The organism is Helicobacter ganmani (assembly GCF_003364315.1).
Taxonomy (GTDB): domain Bacteria; phylum Campylobacterota; class Campylobacteria; order Campylobacterales; family Helicobacteraceae; genus Helicobacter_D; species Helicobacter_D ganmani.
In genome coordinates this window covers 39,682-56,435 of sequence record NZ_NXLS01000005.1, presented here as the reverse complement: position 1 = coordinate 56,435, position 16,754 = coordinate 39,682, and the positions used below count along the sequence as shown (strand labels likewise).

Genomic DNA, 16,754 nt, shown 5'->3' with positions numbered 1-16,754 from the left:
CTAAAATTTTGCAAAAATGGTAAGCATTAAGGCAATTTTGTTTATAATTTACATATTAATTTATCTTTAAAAGGAGAGCCAATGTTACACGAATATAGAGATGAGATTAGCGTTTTAAAGCAAGAGAACGCGCATTTTGCCAAAATTTTTGATGAGCATAACGAATTAGACCAAAAGATCCAAGATATTTCAGAGGGTAGAGAACACGCTTCAAGTATGGAATTAGCCGAGCTAAAACGCAAAAAATTAGAGCTTAAAGACGAAGCGTATGCTATGGTGATGGAATACATCAAAGAGAACAAAAAATAATCCAAGCCCTTTTAGAAGGGCTCTACAAATAAAAACTGCAGTATTTTTCAAATTCTTTACCTTTTAGATTCTATTTTAATATTTTTAGATTATTTTTGTTGCCGTGATTCCAAATAATAATAATGGGTTATTTTTACACATTGGAAGATTTTTCTATAACTTATGAAACAAAAAAGTAATTTTTTTAAGCGCGTTTTCTTTAAAATTAAGTCGTAACTTTAAAAATTAAATTTAGGAGGCATTATGCTTGAAATTAGATGGCATAGCCGTGCAGGACAAGGTGCAGTAACAGGAGCAAAAGGTTTGGCAGATGTGATTGCAGGGACAGGCAAGGAAGTGCAGGCTTTTGCATTTTATGGTTCAGCAAAAAGAGGTGCAGCAATGACAGCGTATAATAGAATTGATGAAAGTCCAATTCTTAACCACGAAAAATTTATGAATCCAGATTATATCTTAGTCATTGACCCTGGTTTAGTGTATATCACAGATATTTGCGCAAACGAAAAAGATTCCACAAAATACATTATTACAACACACTTAAGTAAAGAGGAATTTTTAAAATCCAAACCAGAGCTTAAAGGCAAGGAAGTTTATATACTAGATTGTATTGGGCTTTCTTTAGAGGCTTTTGGCAAGTCAATCCCTAATGCACCAATGCTTGGAGCATTTTTGAAAATTTCGGGTGCGTTGGAGTTGGACTTTTTCTTGGAATCTTTCAAAAAAGTATTAGGCAAAAAACTTCCACAAAAAATCATTGATGCAAATATGGAAGTAATTAGAAAAGCGTATAACGAAGTAAAATAGGAGTAAAAAATGAATTATAAAGGTTGGAACGAGTTTGAAGCGGGTTCTGTGCTGTTCCCTTTTGATAAAGGTAATGCAGCGGTAGAAAAACACGCAGATTCTAGAAATTATCGTGAGGATAGCTCTTATAAGGCAAGTGTAGCGCATTGGCGTGTAGAAAAACCTGTGCATAATGTAGAGCATTGCATTAATTGCTATTTTTGTTGGGTTTATTGCCCAGATTCTTCAATTTTGGTGCGAGATGAAAAAATGAGCGGCGTAGATTATGTGCATTGCAAAGGCTGTGGCGTGTGTGTAGATGTATGCCCAACAAATCCAAAATCTCTTTTGATGTTTAGTGATTATGAGAGCAATGAAAATGCACTTAGCAAATGGCCTAAAAAAGAAGAAAAGAAAAAGGATTAATAATGGCAGAAGTCTATGAATTACAAGAAGTAGAAGTTTGGGATGGAAATATGGCAGCAAGCCACGCAATGAGACAAGCACAGATTGATGTTGTTTCTGCATATCCTATCACACCATCAACGCCGATTGTGCAAAATTACGCGACTTTCTTAGCAAATGGCTACATTGATGGAGAGTTCGTAATGGTGGAATCCGAACACGCCGCAATGAGTGGCTGTGTGGGCGCAGCAGCAGCAGGCGGACGCGTAGCAACAGCAACGAGCTCACAAGGATTTGCTTTGATGGTGGAAGTGCTATACCAAGCCTCTGGTATGCGTTTGCCAATCGTGCTAAATGTCGTAAATCGCGCCCTTGCAAGTCCTCTAAATGTCAATGGAGACCACTCGGATATGTATTTGGGGCGTGATGCAGGTTGGATTAATCTATGCACCTATAATCCACAAGAGGCGTATGACTTCAACCTTATGGCGTTTAAAATCGCAGAAGATTACGATGTGCGCTTACCGGTTATGGTGCATCAAGATGGATTTATTTGTTCGCATACAGCACAGAGTGTGCGCCCACTAAAAGATGCAGAGGCGTATAAATTTATTGGTGATTACAAACCTAAAAATGCAATGCTAGACTTTGAGCGTCCAGCAACTTATGGGGCACAAACAGAAGAGGATTGGCATTTTGAGCATAAAGCGCAGTTACACAATGCAATTATGAATTCTATGGGTGTGATTGAGCGCACTTTTAAAGAATTTGAAAAACTCACAGGGCGTAAATATAATATCGTAGAAAAATATGATATGGAAGATGCAGAAGTTGCAATCGTGGCACTTGGTACAACGGTGGAATCTGCAAGAATCGCCACAAAAGAAGCAAGGAAAAATGGTATTAAAGCGGGTGTTGTAAGTATTCGTTCGCTTAGACCATTTCCCTATTTGGCATTTTGTGAAAGTTTAAGCAAAGTTAAAGCGGTAGCATTTTTAGACAGAAGTTTGCCTGCAGGTGCAATGGGAATGCTTTATAATGAAGGTGTAGCAGCACTTTATCACGGCGCAAATAAACCTATGGTAAGCAATTATATTTATGGATTGGGCGGACGCGACTTGACACAAAGCAATCTACAAGAGATTCTAAAAGAATTACAGGCAAATGCAAAAGCAGGGAAGCTAACGCACCCAACACAGCAATTTATTGGGCTTAGAGGTCCAAAACTTGGATTTAATTAAGGAGTGCGAAATGAGTGAAATTAAAAATTTGAAACAATATTCAAGAGCAAGTGAGCGATTTGAAGGTGCGCATCTTTTATGTCCGGGTTGCGCACATGGAATGATTGTGCGTGAAGTATTAAATGCCACAGAACACCCTTTGTTGATTGCAACTTCTACCGGTTGTTTGGAAGTAAGCACCGCAGTTTATCCCTATACTTCTTGGGATACTCCTTGGATTCATATTGGATTTGAGAATAGCTCCACAGCTATTGCAGGTGCAGAGGCAATGTATAAGGCATTAAAGCGCAAAAATAGGCTTTATAGTGATAAAGAACCAAAATTCGTAGCCTTTGGTGGTGATGGTTCTACTTATGACATTGGATTTCAATTTATTAGTGGTTGCTTTGAAAGAGGGCATGATTTCACCTATGTGTGCTTAGATAATGAAGTGTATGCGAACACAGGGGGGCAAAGGAGTGGTTCTACACCGCTTGGTGCTTCTACAACTACTACACCAGCAGGACGCGTAAGCTATGGCAAAAAGGACAGAAAGAAAGATTTACTTTTCATTATGGCAGCGCACGGCGCACCTTATGTGGCACAAGTTGCGCCTAATAAATGGAAAGATATGAGTAAAAAAATCAAAACTGCAATTGAAACAGAGGGACCAACTTTTATCAACGCAATGAGTGCTTGCACCACAGAATGGAGATTCCCCTCTAATCAAACGATTGAAATGAGTGATTTAGCAGTAGATTCTCTTGTATTTCCGCTCTTTGAAATTATCAATGGACGAGAGCTAAAAATCACTTATCGCCCGAAAAATGTCGTTCCTGTGCGTGATTATCTAGGCGCACAAGCGAGATTTAAGCATCTCTTTAAGCCGGAAAATGAGCATTTAATCACAGAATGGCAAAAGAGAGTTGATGAATATTGGGAGTATCTACAAAGGCGCGAAGAGGCGAAAGTGTAGCAAATAGCAGAGCTTAGGCTTTGCTATTTTGTAAGATTATAAAGATTTAACAATGCGTTAATGGGGCACAATAGCCCTTGTTTGGAATCTATTTTTTTACCTTTCTTTTTTATTATTAAGAATTATTGTCCATTGTGAGAGCATAGAATCTGCACAAATCATTGGATACATAGAATCCTATTACATAACTCCACAAAATAAATTTCGCGACATATCCTGTCATCTTGTTGGTTTATAATTTGCCCATAGAGAAATCTATAAATTAATTTAAGGAGGCATTATGCTTAGATTTGTTGTAGGATTTGCGGCAGGTTGGATTGCTAAGAAGTGGCTTGATGAGGAGATTGACAAAAAACAAGTTTTTTGCAGTGATTATGGCTATACTGATGCAATTAAGGATAAGCTTGAAAACATTAAAGAGAAGTTTTCTAGTGGGAATTTGAAGTCAGAAAGTAAGGGCGCGGAATCCTAAACATCTACAATGGAATCTCTAAGATGAGATTCTATCACCGCGTCATTGCGAGGGTGTGCCCGAAGCAATCTATAATCTATCCAAAGCCTTTTTATGGTTCCATTGTTCGCCTTTAAGATATGCTTAAATTTAGATTTGTAAGTGTGAGCGAATTGCTACATAGTGCGCAACGAAAATTTTTCAAATTTTCTCACAATGACTAAGTGGCAAAATCACACCACCGCTTCATTGCAGGGCTTTGTCTCGTGGCAATCTATAATATTAAACTTCAGTAAATAAGACAATGGAATCTTAAAAAAGTAAGTAGTAAATTTAAGGCGGGATTCTAAATTATGGATTACTTCGTTACTCGCTTCGTTCGCTCCTCGCAATGATAGCAGGGATACGCCAGAGCCTCTAGGCTTCGCAATGGCAGCGGGGGCGCACCACGAGTTGCCCTCACAATGACGATTTAAGGATTCTAAGAATCCTTTGCGTTGTGGTAAGAAAAGATAAGCCATAAGCCTATGAATCCTAGCACTGCTACAAGGGCGTAAGGGGATAATCCAAAAATCACAATAAACAAAAGAGGCACTATCGCCTTAAGGAAAAGAATGAGCGGGATTAAAATAAGTCCCAAAATAGCACTCAAAATCGCCCATAGCATTGCTACTCCTTTAAAATCCGCAAAGACTTATTAAATCGGAATCTAAGATTTGGATTCTACCATTCTAAGCAGCCTGTTCTATTTGGCTTTTGCAGAATTGCTTTGACATCGTGCATTGTTTTGATTTTTAGTTCTGCGCCCCAAAGTGCGTTAATCTTTTGTAATGCTTCAGTATAGGCGTCAACATCGTTATTCTCCATTGCGATTGCGCAATCTGCAAACGAGCTATCAAGTGTCATTAACCGCTCCTTGTGCGTGGATTCTATTAGCCTCTCTATTTCCTCCCGCTCCGCTATGAGTTGGGGGAGGTTTTCTGCGCATAATTTAGAAATAGCTTCATAGCGCATTTGTTCTACGCTTTTTTGGTTCGTATCTAGCCAATACATTGCAATAGCTATGGAAATGCCTGTGAGCACACCAACAAAGACGCTTGTTAATACATTTGCAAAAGCTCCGAGTCCAAGAGAGGTTAAAAATGCTTCTATACCTTGTTCTATCAAAACGCCAAGTCCAACAATGATTGCGCTTACAATGAGTTTTTTTGCTTCATACCAAACTTGCTCTTGCGTTAAATTTTCTGGCGGAAATAAAACCAACTTGATTGCTTTAAAAAAAGAAAATATACCCTCTCTTATGATTCTTACAAGTCTAGCGGAGGTTGTTGCAAAAATATTAATGATTGTTGTAGTAAGATTAGATAAAATTCCTGACATAAAACCATCGCCAAATGATTTGACGATTTCTTTATATTTACCAATTAATGCTTGTTTTACTTTGTCTGCAATTTTTTTTAAGCGTATTTTCAAGCTCTCAAAAAAGTTTTCACAAGTATAAAACCCTTTTTTGAAAATATCCTCAACTTCCTCTAATACAGCGGTAAAAAATTCAACTATAATTATCCCTAATGCTTGTTGCATTCCCATTTTATAACCTTCATTCACGGAAGTTTTTGCAGAATTTAATATAAATTTCTTACTCGTGTAATAAGTTTTATTAATCTTTGCATTAATTTCATCTCGTGCTTGTTTATCTGCTTCCATTGCCTTTTGTTTATCAATTTTTTGCAATTTTTCAAGTTTTTTTTAATTCTTTTTCCTCGCTTTGTGTAAGACTTTTTTTATTGCGTAATTGCTCAATTTTTTGTAGTCTTTCATCGCATTTTTTAAGGAAAGATTCCATTTGCTTACGCTCTTTCCTTGTGTTTTTGAGATATATTCTACAATGCCGATTTGTTTCATCAGTAAATCACTGCTTTTAAACAAGTCTTTCGTTTTTTCTTGTGCTTTATTGATGACTTGTTGTTTTGCTAGAATTTCTGCTTTTATCTCTTCTATTAAGGCTTTAGTGCTGCACCATTGGGCTAATGCTTTGTATTTTGCAGATTCGGCATTTTTGCCTAGAATCATAATCAAGGTAGCGACAGCTGGAATCGCAGCAATACCTCCTAGCACCCACATTCCCCCAGCCATACCCAAGTCACCACTTGCTATACTTCCCCCGCCAAACCAAGCTAGAGTTGCTTTTGTGGCTGCAGCACCACTTAATGTGCTAATACTTGTGCCAGTAGAAGCGGTTGCGAACATTCCTACCGCACCAAACGCACCAAATCCTGCCATAGCTCCAGATACACCGCTAGCTATTAACCCGACAATAATCTCATTGATAGCCACAATAGATTTATCAAGATTTTTTAAATCCATAATCTCTGTTCCACTCATACCTTGCAAATCCAAGTCATTAATGCCTACTAATTTTTCCGCAAGTTTTTCATATTCTTTGAGGTTACTCTGAAGAATATGTGTTTGTAGTCGTCCTAGCTCCCCAAAGGCATTTTGTAATTTTTGATTGGTTGCCTCAAAAGATAAAAATGCCTGATTTAAATTTGTTTCTGTTTCGTTATGGTATTGCTTTGTTTTTTTGCAGTTATTAAGCCAATCATAAATTTCTTTTCCTAAATAGATTAATGACATTGCCTACTCCTTTTAATTATTCGTATTGTCTCGTTTTATGCTGCCAGATTTTATTTCCTTGTAAGTTTGTCGCAAGAATGCCACTTGAATCACTGCTGGAACCGTTACTCTATAAGCAGCACCAGCGATATCCCACACAGTCCATAGTGCTGTGATTGTCAAACCAATAGGACCTGCTAAGATGGATAATATTCTTGTAAGGGAAGCATTAGTTGTGAGTCGTAATCCATGCCCAAACAATACTTTCCATATATAATTAGCTACAATAAGTGTCATTTGATAGGATTTGAATCCTCCAGCCCTAAATGCAAGTTGCGCATAAGCAACCAGCTCTGGACCAATGGTAAATCTTTCACATTCATTGATTCTGCTACCTTTTTTACTTCATCTTTGTCCATTTTGGAGAAAACATCCACTGCGAGTTTCATAAACATATTTTGTTCTATTAATTCAGTTGGAGATTTTTTATCATAGTTAACTTTAAGTTTATCACACACATCGCATAAAATCTCTTTATATAGGACACCTCCGCCACGCAATATGTTTATAATCGTGTTTCCACCAAAACATTGTAATTCCTCAAGAACTAAATCTAAATATTCTTTATGATTGGGATAAAATCGCTTATATAAATCATTCTGAGTAAGCATTTCAGTTAAGCGTCTATCGCCTTCTTCGCCTGTAAGGACTTCTACTAAGTCATTTAAATCTTGACTACTTAGCTCCTTCTCTCTTAAAAACTCTAAATCTTGGTCATATCTGTATGCCATAGCTGACTCCTTTTATTAAAAATATCATGTAAATTATACAAAGCCGCTATGACAGGATTTGTCGCAAGAAAATTATTTGCCAATCCATTTTTATTATAATTACTGCTATTGCTTGTAGAATCTCACAAAAGCAAATAAAATTTAAATCAAACAACGTTAGTGAGTGCGATATTTGTGTGTTATAATAAATCTTTAAAAGGGATAAAATGAAACAAGGACACGACACACTTGCAATGCGTCTAGCCCTAATCCTAAAGAAGCTCATTAGTGGCGAGAGATTTACCATAGAGGATTTGTCGCGTGAGTTTGGGGTTAGTAAGCGCACGATTCAGCGGGATTTAAATGAGCGATTTAATTTTTTAGAAATCGTGAGGGACGAAGAGGAGTGTTATTGTTTGGATAAGCATTCTTTAGGGCTTTATGGACTAAAGGATATTAGGAGTTTCGCGTATTTTAGCGGGATAGAGAATCTCTACCCAAAACTAGATGAACCATTACTTGGTGAGATTCTAAGCTCCAAGCAAGATTCCAACGCGCATATTCTGCCCCCCCCCCCCATATTTTAGATGAAAGAGAGAATCCAAAGGATACTCCAAAGATTCTTATTAAAAACCACCATATAGAATCCCCTGCAAGTATTGAGCATATCTTTTTGCAATTAAAACAAGCAAGTTGCCATTACCAAACGATAAAATTTACCTACGAAGAAAAGAAAAGGGAGGCAAATCCCTATGCGCTCACGCATCATAATGGCATTTGGTATTTGCTTGCGGAAGAAAAGGGGATTTTGAAGTATTTTACATTATCCAAAATTAGTTGTTTGAATGTTTTGCAAGGCTTTAAGCCTAGTGAAAAAATCATTGATGCAATCAACCAAAGCCTTACCGCTTGGATTTCGCAGAATCCTATTTTAGTGCGTTTGTGCATTTCTAACGAAGCGAGGGAATATATTTTTCGCAAGAATTTCTTAATAAAATATAAAATTATAGAGGAATCGCAAAGGGATTTCATCGTAGAATGCCACTTTAGCTATGAGGGTGAGGTTTTAAATCTCGCCAAATGCTTTTTGCCATTTATTAGGATTCTCTCCCCGCAATCTTTGCAAGAGAAGTTAGAGAGGGAGTTGAGGGATTATTTGAATTTGCGGGATAAAGGATAGAATCTTTATTTTGTATCATTGTTTGTCATTGTGAGAAGTCGCAAGCGCAAATCCATAATGCAGAATCTTGCCCTTAAAGATTCTATTGTAAAGTTTAATTTATGCTAGATTATGGATTACTTCGTCATTTCATTCCTCACAACGACAGAGGGGAATCCCTTTTTCGCCAATACAGAATTCCCTAAGAGCGCAGCGGTTTGCTTTGGGTTGAGGTGCAAATCTCACTCATTTTTAAGTGGTTTTGCATTTTGAATGAGCTCTAAAATGCAAGTTGCAAAATCTTGTGCGCTATTGGGACATTTTGCGACACGATAGTCTTGAATCTTGTATTTTTGCGCTTCTAGTTTATATTGGTAGGAGAGTTCAAAGTCTGTTTCTGAATTGTCTATTGTAAAAGAAATCGGGTAAATTAACATTTTTTTATTTTGGTAATAGGGTAAAATGTCTTGTAGATTAGGTTCAAGCCATTTAATGGGTCCAATTTTGGATTGATAAGCGACTTTTATGCTTGCAAACTCCAGTCCAAACTCTTTAAAAAGTGACTTTAAAATCTCTACATTTTCTAAAATTTCTTTTTGGTAAGGGTCTCCATTGCTTATATTTCTCTGTGGTAGGGAGTGTGCAGAAAATATAAGATGAAAATCTCTGCAATCCTCTCCACCTAATGCCTCTTTAATGCGTTCTACTATTGCTAAATTATATGCTCTGTTTTTATAATAACGTTCCACTTGCATTATTTTTGGTGCAAACTTATTTGCTTTAAATGCCCTTAAAATATCTTTCATTGAGGACGTTGTGGTGGTGTAACTAAAATGTGGATACATACTAAAAAGCACAACTTTTTGAATGTTGCGTTCTTTTAAATCTTGCGCAACTATGTCCGCAAAAGGTGGCGTATAGCGCATTGCGTAGGTAAAATACATTTGCGATTCCATAGTTTGCAACATTGCACATAATTGAAAAGTATGTCCAACAAGAGGTGATTTTCCGCCAATTTTTTGATAATTGCTTTGTGCTTCCTCCAAACGTTTATAGACGATAAAGCTCCCAACTATTGAGCGCAAAAAATTGTTTTTAATTGGCAAAATATAAGGGTCTGCAAACATATTTTGTAAAAATGTTTTCACCTCAAATAAAGAATTAGGTCCTCCCATATTTAACAATACAACTGCCGTGTTTTGCTTGTCTTGAATATTTTGAGATTGCATTGTTATTCTTTTATGTGCAAATTAATCATACCGCAGAAATTTTTACCTTGATAAAATTCTGCACGAAAGATACTTTTTGCTTTGTCTAAAGAATATCGCTTATCAATATTTTCTTTATTAATGGTAAGCCCATGTTCGCTCACAATTCCTTTTTTAGAATAGCCTATCACATTGACGCGCACACCTGTTTGTCCGCGAATTAAGAAATTTTGTTGGAAATCTAAAGTTTCACCAAAATTTGCTTTTACTACTTCTTTGTCTAGCTCTATTTCAACTTCTTTCACATTGCATTGCATAGGGAAAATATCAGGCTTTAGCAGGCTGATTCTTTTGTGCCCAATATAGATTTCATATCCCTCTTTTGTTTTTTTTGCGCGTCCAAGAGGGTGAGTGAAATCAAAAACATTATTTTGCGCTAAAAGCGGAGCAAAATTGATAAAGCTTCGGATTCCATTTAGCTTAAGGGTAACATTATGGTTGATTTTGACGCTACCAAAATCGTTGATTTTTTGAGCGACATTTTCTAGGTTTAAGTCAAATTTGCGTTCAAATTCAATTCCTAGAATCTCCATTAGTGCTTCAATAGAGCTTAGTTGATAAAGTGTTTTAAGGGGTAATTCGGTGATGTTTTTGCTTGTTTCAATCGCTAACGAGGGCTTTAAGTGTGTAATGGCAAAGAAAGTAAGAGAATTTTGCTGCTCTTCATCTTTGATGCGCGTTTCTGTGTTGCGCACACCAAAGGTATGAAAGTCATAATGTAGGCGTTGGTTAAGTTTGGACTCTATTTGTTTGGCAATGGAATCCAAATCCCCAAAGGCTACATTGTCTAAAGTTTTTTGGTCAATCACATAAGTTTGTCCCCAAGCTTTAGGGTTGAAAATGGAGTTTTCCCATTTCTCTCGGTAGAATCCGTGTCCATCGTGAAGATTGATGATAAAATCAACTTCTTCATTAGTGATAAGTTTTTTGATGGCTTGGACATTATCAAAGTCTGGATCATTGCGTTTAATAGTGGCAAACTTACGATTCATATCTTTATAGACTCCGCGCCTAAAGGCTAAAATGCTATCCGGATTTAAATTTGGCACAACAATTACTTTACCTTTTTTGATTTGATAGAAATTTACAAGCAATGCGGGGGTAAAGAATCCACCCGGCTCGTCTCCGTGGATTCCACCGATGACTAATAAGGTTGTTCCATTTTGTTTGCCTTTTAGTTCATAAATATCAAAAGGTGTATTCTTTTTTAGCAACTCTTTTTTTGTATTTGTTTTTGCTTTTTCTGCTATCGCAATTTCATTAAATAGACATAGGCTAAGTAAAATATGAATAAAAATTTTTATACTTTTCAAATTTCGTCCTTTAAAATATAATGAGCCATTTCTAAGATTCTATGGGAATAACCCCATTCATTATCATACCAAGTCATAATTTTTGCCATATTTTCGCCCAATACGAAAGTCAAATCAAGTGCTACGACGCCACTTAATGGGCAATTAACAAAATCTTGTGAAACGCCAAAATTCGTATCTAAGCCCAAGATTCCTTGAAGTCTGTTATTGGTTGCTTCTTTGAAAAGTGTATTGATTTCTTTTGCACTTGTTTTTTGAAGTAAATTTACATTCAAATCGACCATAGAGACATTTGGCACAGGAACACGCACGCTGTGTCCGTGCAGTTTGTCTTTCATTCGTGGCAAAACTAAGTGTAATGCCTTGGCTGCACCTGTTGTTGTTGGAATAATATTAACCGCTGCTGCGCGTGAGCGACGAAAGTCATTTTTGTGATGTGCCGCATCAATGAGATTTTGGTCATTAGTATAACTATGAATGGTTGTTAAGATTCCTTTTTCTATGCCAAATGCTTCGTCTAGCAGCATAACAATAGGAGCGAGTGCATTAGTAGTGCAACTCGCATTGGAGATGATTTTTTCCCCTTGATAATCCTTGTGATTCACTCCTAAGACAAAAGTTTTTGTATCGTCTTTTGCGGGAGCAGAAAAAATCACGCGTCTAGCCCCTTTTTGCAAGTGGGATTCCACTTCTTTTTGTGTTAAAAATAAACCGCTTGCTTCAATGACAATATCTGCCCCTAAAATATCAATCTCTTTGGGTGTTTTCTTTTGGGAGAAAGGAATTTTGACACCATTAAAAATGAAAGAATTTTCTCCACATTGGATTGAGGTATTTTGATGCACGGAATCGTGCGTTAAAAGATAGCTTAAAATCTCTGGATTTGCAAGGTCATTAATGCCAACAATTTCAATTTTATCTTGCATTTCACAGAGCGCAACACGTGTAATACAGCGTCCAATTCTGCCAAATCCATTAATAAAAATTTTAATTTTTTCCATTTTGCTCCATAATTCTTTAAATAAAGTAAAATTGTAACATATTTAATGCTATTCTTAGTGAATTTTAGATATAATCGCAACCTTAAAATTAAAATAAAGGAATGCTAAAATGTCATTATACGATAGAAAACCCTTGAATTATAAAGGTTATCAGAATGAAACAAATAATGAGGCTTTCGCACAAAGCGATATTGCACTCATTAGTTTTGTAAAACAAACTTATCAACTTTTTGCAGGCTCTTTACTTGCGGCAACAGTGGGTGCATACATTGGAATTTCTGCATTGGGATATTTAGTTTCACAATATTATATTGGATTTGTGATTTTGGAATTTGCTTTATTGTTTGGTTTAATGTTCGCAAGAGCAAAAGCAGGTCTTAATTTGTTGTTGCTTTTTGCTTTTACTTTTATGACAGGCTTAACGCTCACTCCTATTCTTAGTAGAATCTTAGGAATGCCAGGTGGAGCAGAGATTGTAGCTCAAGCATTTTTGCTAACAACAGCGATTTTTGGTGTGATGAGTATTTTTGCATTGCGCACGAAAAAAGATTTAGCAAGTATGGGTAAAATGCTATTTATTGCACTGATTGTTGTAGTTGTGGGTTCTTTGATTAATTTATTTTTGGGAAGCCCGATTCTACAAGTTGTTTTGGCGGGAGTGGGTGCAATTTTGTTCAGCATCTTTATTGCTTATGATACACAAAATATTGTGCGTGGCTTATATGATAGCCCTGTAATGGCGGCAGTGAGTTTGTATTTAGACTTCTTAAATTTATTTATTTCTTTGCTTCAAATTCTTGGAATCTTTAACTCAAGAGAATAATTCAAGTTCTTCCTTGCGCACTTTGCGCATTGTAGATGCAAATCTCAATCGCTTGCGCGAAGGGATTCGTGTAGTTGAAGATATTTTGCGTTATGGATTCAATCACAAAAATTTTGCTTCTATACTTAAAAATCTTCGTCATCAATGTCGCATAGAATTTTATTTGGATTTGTTGGATACACGTGATTCTAATAAAGATGTCTTAAAAGTTTCTACAAAAGAAGAACAAAATCGCGAAAACCTTCAAAGTGTTTTTATTGCTAATTTTAAACGAGCACAAGAATCTGCTCGCGTGCTTGAAGAGATTTTGAAAATAGACTTTATTGAGGAAAGTGAGAAGTTTAAAGCGATTCGTTATATGCTTTATGATTTAGAAAAACGAGTGATTTTAGAGATTTTTCCCGATAGATTTTAGTTTTGTGTTGCATTGAGGAGATTCATTAGATTAAATGATAACTTTTGGGATATAGGCGTGCAAATGAGATAAAATCTCATAAGGGATTGTTCCGAATGCTTGTGCAAATATTCGGGCATCATTGAAAACACAAACTTCTTCCTGTGCGGATTCTATGCTAATGCAGTCCATAGAGGCGCGAGGTAGGATTCTGAATCCCTCTGCACTACAGACTTGCATACCTTCACGCAAGCGAAATAATCCATCGCCATAGCCAATGTCATAAGTGGAAACTATATTTTCTTTTAAGGTGCTTACGCCGTGATAGCCAATCCTTGCATTGGATTTAAGCATTAAGGTGGAGATTTTTTGCGCAAAGAGTGCCGCAATAGGCTTAAGATTGAGCGTAGCAAAGGCAGAATCTTGACATAAATAACCATAAAATGCAATTCCAATACGAAATAAATCATCTTGTAAATCATGTTGTGTATCTTTTGCGCGAAACGCACCAGAGGAGCTTAGAGAATGGAATCGCGGGCGTGGAAGATTGTAATGTGCGCAGAGTTTCAAAGATTCCTCTTTGATTGCTAAAAATTCCGTATTTTGCGTATAAAATTCACTACCGAAATCATCTCCAAATCCATTGTGTGTGTAGATTCCTTTGAGTTCTAAAGCATTTTGAGCAATGAGTTTAAAGGCTTGGTTTAATGTATTTTTTGCGATTCCATTGCGGTGCATTCCGCTATCTACTTTTAATTCAATCTTTGTGCCTTTGGGATAGTTTTTTAGAGATTCTAAACTATGGGCGCAAAAATAAATATTGGGTGATTGCAATGCCTCTTTAAAAAGGGAATCGTAAGGTAGAGAATGGGGGTATAGAATTGCAATGTAAGAAAAAAATGGTGCAATTTCTAAGGCTTCATAAGTATTTTTTACAAAGGCATTTTGTATTTTAACGCGTTTAGCAAGTTCAGCAATTTGCTTAAGCCCGTGCCCATAAGCATTGTCCTTGAGAACAATAGCAATTTTTTCTGGATTTTTAGGGGCAATAGTGTTTAAAATAATTTGATAATTATGCAAAAACTTTTGAGAGTCTATTTGTAAGTAAGGCATGGATTAAAAGAATCTCCCAACAAGTGGGAGAAAGATTATTTGGCAGCAGGAAGTTTAGAGATATAGTCTGCTACTGCGTCAATATCTGCGTCAGTTAATTTAAAGTTTTTCATGTTTGCATACATGATTGCTTTTGCGCCACCATTATCTGCAGTTCCCGCTGCATAACCTTTGAGTTGCTCTACGAGTCTTGCTTTGTCCATTCCAGCAATTGTTATACCACCTTTGCTTCCGGGAGCAACTTTCTCAGCATTTACTCCGTGGCACGCAATACATTTTTTGTAGATTGCTGCACCATCACTTGCCATTAAACAGCCAGTTGCCAATACGATTCCTAACAAAATCTTTTTCATACTAAACTCCTTTAAAATTAAGTATATTTGTAATCATATCCTTTTAGTATAAAAGAATTCTAAAATTTTGTAAGATTCTTGAATTTTTTGCAAATTTATTAAAAGTTTGAGGATTTTTGTTTCGGGTTTTATGAGGAATCTTGCAAATTAGTGTTACAATGTCGCACAAATTATTTCTTAAAGATTTGGGATTGAGATTTGAAAATATTTAGGATTTTTGGAACAACATTAGAAGCAAAAACGCACGTGCTAGTGTTCAATATTGCTTCAGGATTGCTTTCTTTAGCGGTTGTTTCTTATGTATATTATTTTAGTTTAAAATATGATTATGATGTCCTATTTACTGAATATAGCCAATCTCTTATTAGTTTAGAAGAGTTGCATAAAAGCATTACAAATGCCCAAAACATTCTCATTGCACACAGATTAGAGGAAGCAGAAATTGTCAAAGCACAAGAAACCATTATCGCACAATGGGAAAATTATAGAAACATACAAAACAATCTCGTTAATGAGAGCTATTTCACACATTTTTTATTAAAAATTTATTATCTCTTTGGTGGAGAAAATTTAATTTTAGATGAAAAATCTAGCTTTGAAACACATTTAAACCACCTTGATAGCGCAATTAGCTATTATCTTGCTTCGTTGCAAAATTTCAAAGTTTCCAAAGAAGAGATTTTTGAACAAAGTGCAAATCATCTGAATGTTGAAATTTCACGTATGATTGATGCAAGTTTGCGTTTTGTGGAGATTAAAAAAGCACGCAATAATGCCTTACATAGTGTAGTGCATAAAGTTGTTTTGGTGATGATGTGCTTGATTATGCTCACCACCATTTTACTTAGTTTTTTGATTTTGCGTAATATTAAAAGCCTGCATGCAATGTCTGAACAAAAAGTGCAAGAAAAAACCAAAGAATTACAGAATCTCAATAACTCACTGCAAGAAAAAATTAAGCAAGAAGTGCTAGAAAGTCGCAAGAAAGACCAGATTATGTATCAACAAGCAAGGCTTGCAAGTATGGGGGAGATGATTGGCAATATTGCACACCAGTGGAGGCAACCCTTGAATGCCCTTATGCTGTTGATTCAGACTTTTAAGGTGAAATCTCAAAATGGTAAGCTCACACAAGAATTTATTGATTTGCAAGTCCATGATGGTTTAAAAATTGCTAAAGCAATGTCCCGAACGATTGAGGATTTTCGTAATTTTTTTCATTCCTCTAGTGATAAAGAAGTATTTAATTTAAGAGCAAATATCCAAGATTCTATTTCGCTTGTAGATGCTTTTTTAAAGCAAAATGAAATTAGTGTCGTAGTAGATTGCCCTCAAGATATTGAATTGTATGGTTACAAAAGTGCTTTTTCACAAGTGATTTTGAATCTTATTAAAAATTCGGAAGATGTTTTAAAAGAGCGTCTGATTTCACCTGCTAGAATTCGTATTGTGGTAGGTATAGAAAATGGTGAAATATGCAAGGAATTTTCCTCTAAAAGTTGCGTTAAGATTCTATTTACAGACAATGGTGGCGGGATTAAGCTAGAGGATATTCAAAAGATTTTTGAGCCTTATTTTACGACAAAACATAAATCTGTGGGCACAGGAATTGGATTGTATATGTCTAAGCAAATCATAGAAAAACAAATGGAAGGAAGTATTGAGGTGCGCAATGTGCATTATAATAATATTTTATGCCAAGAAAAAGTATGTATGCCAAATTGTCCTATTAAAGATGGAAGTTGTGGAGCGCAATTTATAATCAGGATTCCATTAAAAAGCTAAAATCAAGGAGAGACA

Annotated in this window: 20 protein-coding genes and 1 pseudogene; 11 read left to right on the top strand and 10 right to left on the bottom strand. The window is 36.1% G+C overall.

Going from position 1 to position 16,754, the window contains the following annotated elements; translation table 11 throughout:
* Positions 1-81 precede the first annotated feature (81 nt).
* From CQA43_RS05830 to CQA43_RS05805, 6 genes are all read left to right on the top strand, one after another.
* On the top strand, positions 82-309 hold the full coding sequence (locus CQA43_RS05830; protein WP_115551681.1) for a YdcH family protein: 228 nt from the start codon (positions 82-84) through the stop codon (positions 307-309).
* A gap of 243 nt (positions 310-552) precedes the next feature.
* On the top strand, positions 553-1,113 hold the full coding sequence (locus CQA43_RS05825) for a pyruvate flavodoxin oxidoreductase subunit gamma (protein ID WP_115551680.1): 561 nt from the start codon (positions 553-555) through the stop codon (positions 1,111-1,113).
* A gap of 9 nt (positions 1,114-1,122) precedes the next feature.
* Positions 1,123-1,518, top strand: a complete 396-nt coding sequence (locus tag CQA43_RS05820) for a 4Fe-4S dicluster-binding protein (RefSeq protein ID WP_115551679.1) — start codon at positions 1,123-1,125, stop codon at positions 1,516-1,518.
* Between the two features lie 2 nt (positions 1,519-1,520).
* Complete coding sequence (locus tag CQA43_RS05815; RefSeq protein ID WP_115551678.1) at positions 1,521-2,738, top strand: 2-oxoacid:ferredoxin oxidoreductase subunit alpha; 1,218 nt, start codon at positions 1,521-1,523, stop codon at positions 2,736-2,738.
* Between the two features lie 10 nt (positions 2,739-2,748).
* Positions 2,749-3,693, top strand: coding sequence for a thiamine pyrophosphate-dependent enzyme (locus CQA43_RS05810; RefSeq protein ID WP_115551677.1), 945 nt, complete (start codon positions 2,749-2,751; stop codon positions 3,691-3,693).
* A 280-nt stretch (positions 3,694-3,973) separates the two neighbouring features.
* Entirely contained in the window at positions 3,974-4,165 is a 192-nt protein-coding gene (locus CQA43_RS05805) for a hypothetical protein (RefSeq protein WP_115551676.1), read from the top strand.
* A gap of 212 nt (positions 4,166-4,377) precedes the next feature.
* Here the strand turns inward: CQA43_RS05805 and CQA43_RS09400 are convergent, their stop codons facing one another.
* The 5 genes and pseudogenes from CQA43_RS09400 to CQA43_RS05785 form a co-directional block, all read right to left on the bottom strand.
* On the bottom strand, positions 4,378-4,665 hold the full coding sequence (locus tag CQA43_RS09400; protein ID WP_147290088.1) for a hypothetical protein: 288 nt from the start codon (positions 4,663-4,665) through the stop codon (positions 4,378-4,380).
* Positions 4,626-4,811, bottom strand: a complete 186-nt coding sequence (locus CQA43_RS05800) for a hypothetical protein (protein WP_115551675.1) — start codon at positions 4,809-4,811, stop codon at positions 4,626-4,628. Before CQA43_RS05800 ends, CQA43_RS09400 begins: the two co-directional genes overlap by 40 nt.
* Before the next feature lie 56 nt (positions 4,812-4,867).
* The gene (locus CQA43_RS05795) at positions 4,868-5,851 is read right to left on the bottom strand and encodes a hypothetical protein (RefSeq protein WP_147290087.1); all 984 of its coding nucleotides are present in this window, start codon (positions 5,849-5,851) and stop codon (positions 4,868-4,870) included.
* Between the two features lie 42 nt (positions 5,852-5,893).
* Entirely contained in the window at positions 5,894-6,781 is an 888-nt protein-coding gene (locus tag CQA43_RS05790; protein WP_115551673.1) for a hypothetical protein, read from the bottom strand.
* A 12-nt stretch (positions 6,782-6,793) separates the two neighbouring features.
* A pseudogene (locus CQA43_RS05785) lies at positions 6,794-7,551 on the bottom strand (DUF3944 domain-containing protein).
* A gap of 206 nt (positions 7,552-7,757) precedes the next feature.
* Here CQA43_RS05785 and CQA43_RS05780 point away from each other — a divergent pair.
* A complete protein-coding gene (locus tag CQA43_RS05780) occupies positions 7,758-8,117 on the top strand; it encodes an HTH domain-containing protein (RefSeq protein ID WP_115551672.1) in 360 nt (119 codons plus the stop codon).
* Positions 8,118-8,203: 86 nt separating this feature from the next.
* Positions 8,204-8,710 carry a WYL domain-containing protein gene (locus CQA43_RS05775; RefSeq protein ID WP_181881640.1) on the top strand — a complete coding sequence of 169 codons (507 nt, stop codon included), beginning with the start codon at positions 8,204-8,206 and terminating at the stop codon, positions 8,708-8,710.
* 221 nt (positions 8,711-8,931) lie between these two features.
* Here the strand turns inward: CQA43_RS05775 and hemH are convergent, their stop codons facing one another.
* Genes hemH through gap form a run of 3 tightly spaced genes read right to left on the bottom strand, consistent with a single transcriptional unit; the run spans position 8,932 to position 12,271 of the window.
* On the bottom strand, positions 8,932-9,918 hold the full coding sequence (gene hemH, locus CQA43_RS05770; protein WP_181881639.1) for a ferrochelatase: 987 nt from the start codon (positions 9,916-9,918) through the stop codon (positions 8,932-8,934).
* A 2-nt stretch (positions 9,919-9,920) separates the two neighbouring features.
* Positions 9,921-11,270, bottom strand: a complete 1,350-nt coding sequence (locus tag CQA43_RS05765; protein WP_245944239.1) for a M99 family carboxypeptidase catalytic domain-containing protein — start codon at positions 11,268-11,270, stop codon at positions 9,921-9,923.
* Complete coding sequence (gap, locus tag CQA43_RS05760; protein WP_115551670.1) at positions 11,267-12,271, bottom strand: type I glyceraldehyde-3-phosphate dehydrogenase; 1,005 nt, start codon at positions 12,269-12,271, stop codon at positions 11,267-11,269. Before gap ends, CQA43_RS05765 begins: the two co-directional genes overlap by 4 nt.
* Before the next feature lie 109 nt (positions 12,272-12,380).
* Between gap and CQA43_RS05755 the strand changes: the two genes are divergently transcribed.
* Entirely contained in the window at positions 12,381-13,094 is a 714-nt protein-coding gene (locus tag CQA43_RS05755; protein ID WP_115551669.1) for a Bax inhibitor-1/YccA family protein, read from the top strand.
* Positions 13,069-13,509, top strand: coding sequence for a thiamine-phosphate pyrophosphorylase (locus CQA43_RS05750; protein WP_245944238.1), 441 nt, complete (start codon positions 13,069-13,071; stop codon positions 13,507-13,509). Before CQA43_RS05755 ends, CQA43_RS05750 begins: the two co-directional genes overlap by 26 nt.
* 30 nt (positions 13,510-13,539) lie before the next feature.
* Here the strand turns inward: CQA43_RS05750 and CQA43_RS05745 are convergent, their stop codons facing one another.
* Both CQA43_RS05745 and CQA43_RS05740 read right to left on the bottom strand, forming a co-directional pair.
* On the bottom strand, positions 13,540-14,601 hold the full coding sequence (locus CQA43_RS05745; protein WP_115551668.1) for an alanine racemase: 1,062 nt from the start codon (positions 14,599-14,601) through the stop codon (positions 13,540-13,542).
* A gap of 35 nt (positions 14,602-14,636) precedes the next feature.
* Positions 14,637-14,954, bottom strand: a complete 318-nt coding sequence (locus CQA43_RS05740; RefSeq protein WP_115551667.1) for a c-type cytochrome — start codon at positions 14,952-14,954, stop codon at positions 14,637-14,639.
* A gap of 198 nt (positions 14,955-15,152) precedes the next feature.
* Here CQA43_RS05740 and CQA43_RS05735 point away from each other — a divergent pair, with 198 nt between their 5' ends.
* Positions 15,153-16,739, top strand: a complete 1,587-nt coding sequence (locus CQA43_RS05735; protein WP_115551666.1) for a sensor histidine kinase — start codon at positions 15,153-15,155, stop codon at positions 16,737-16,739.
* The last annotated feature ends 15 nt before the right edge of the window (positions 16,740-16,754 follow it).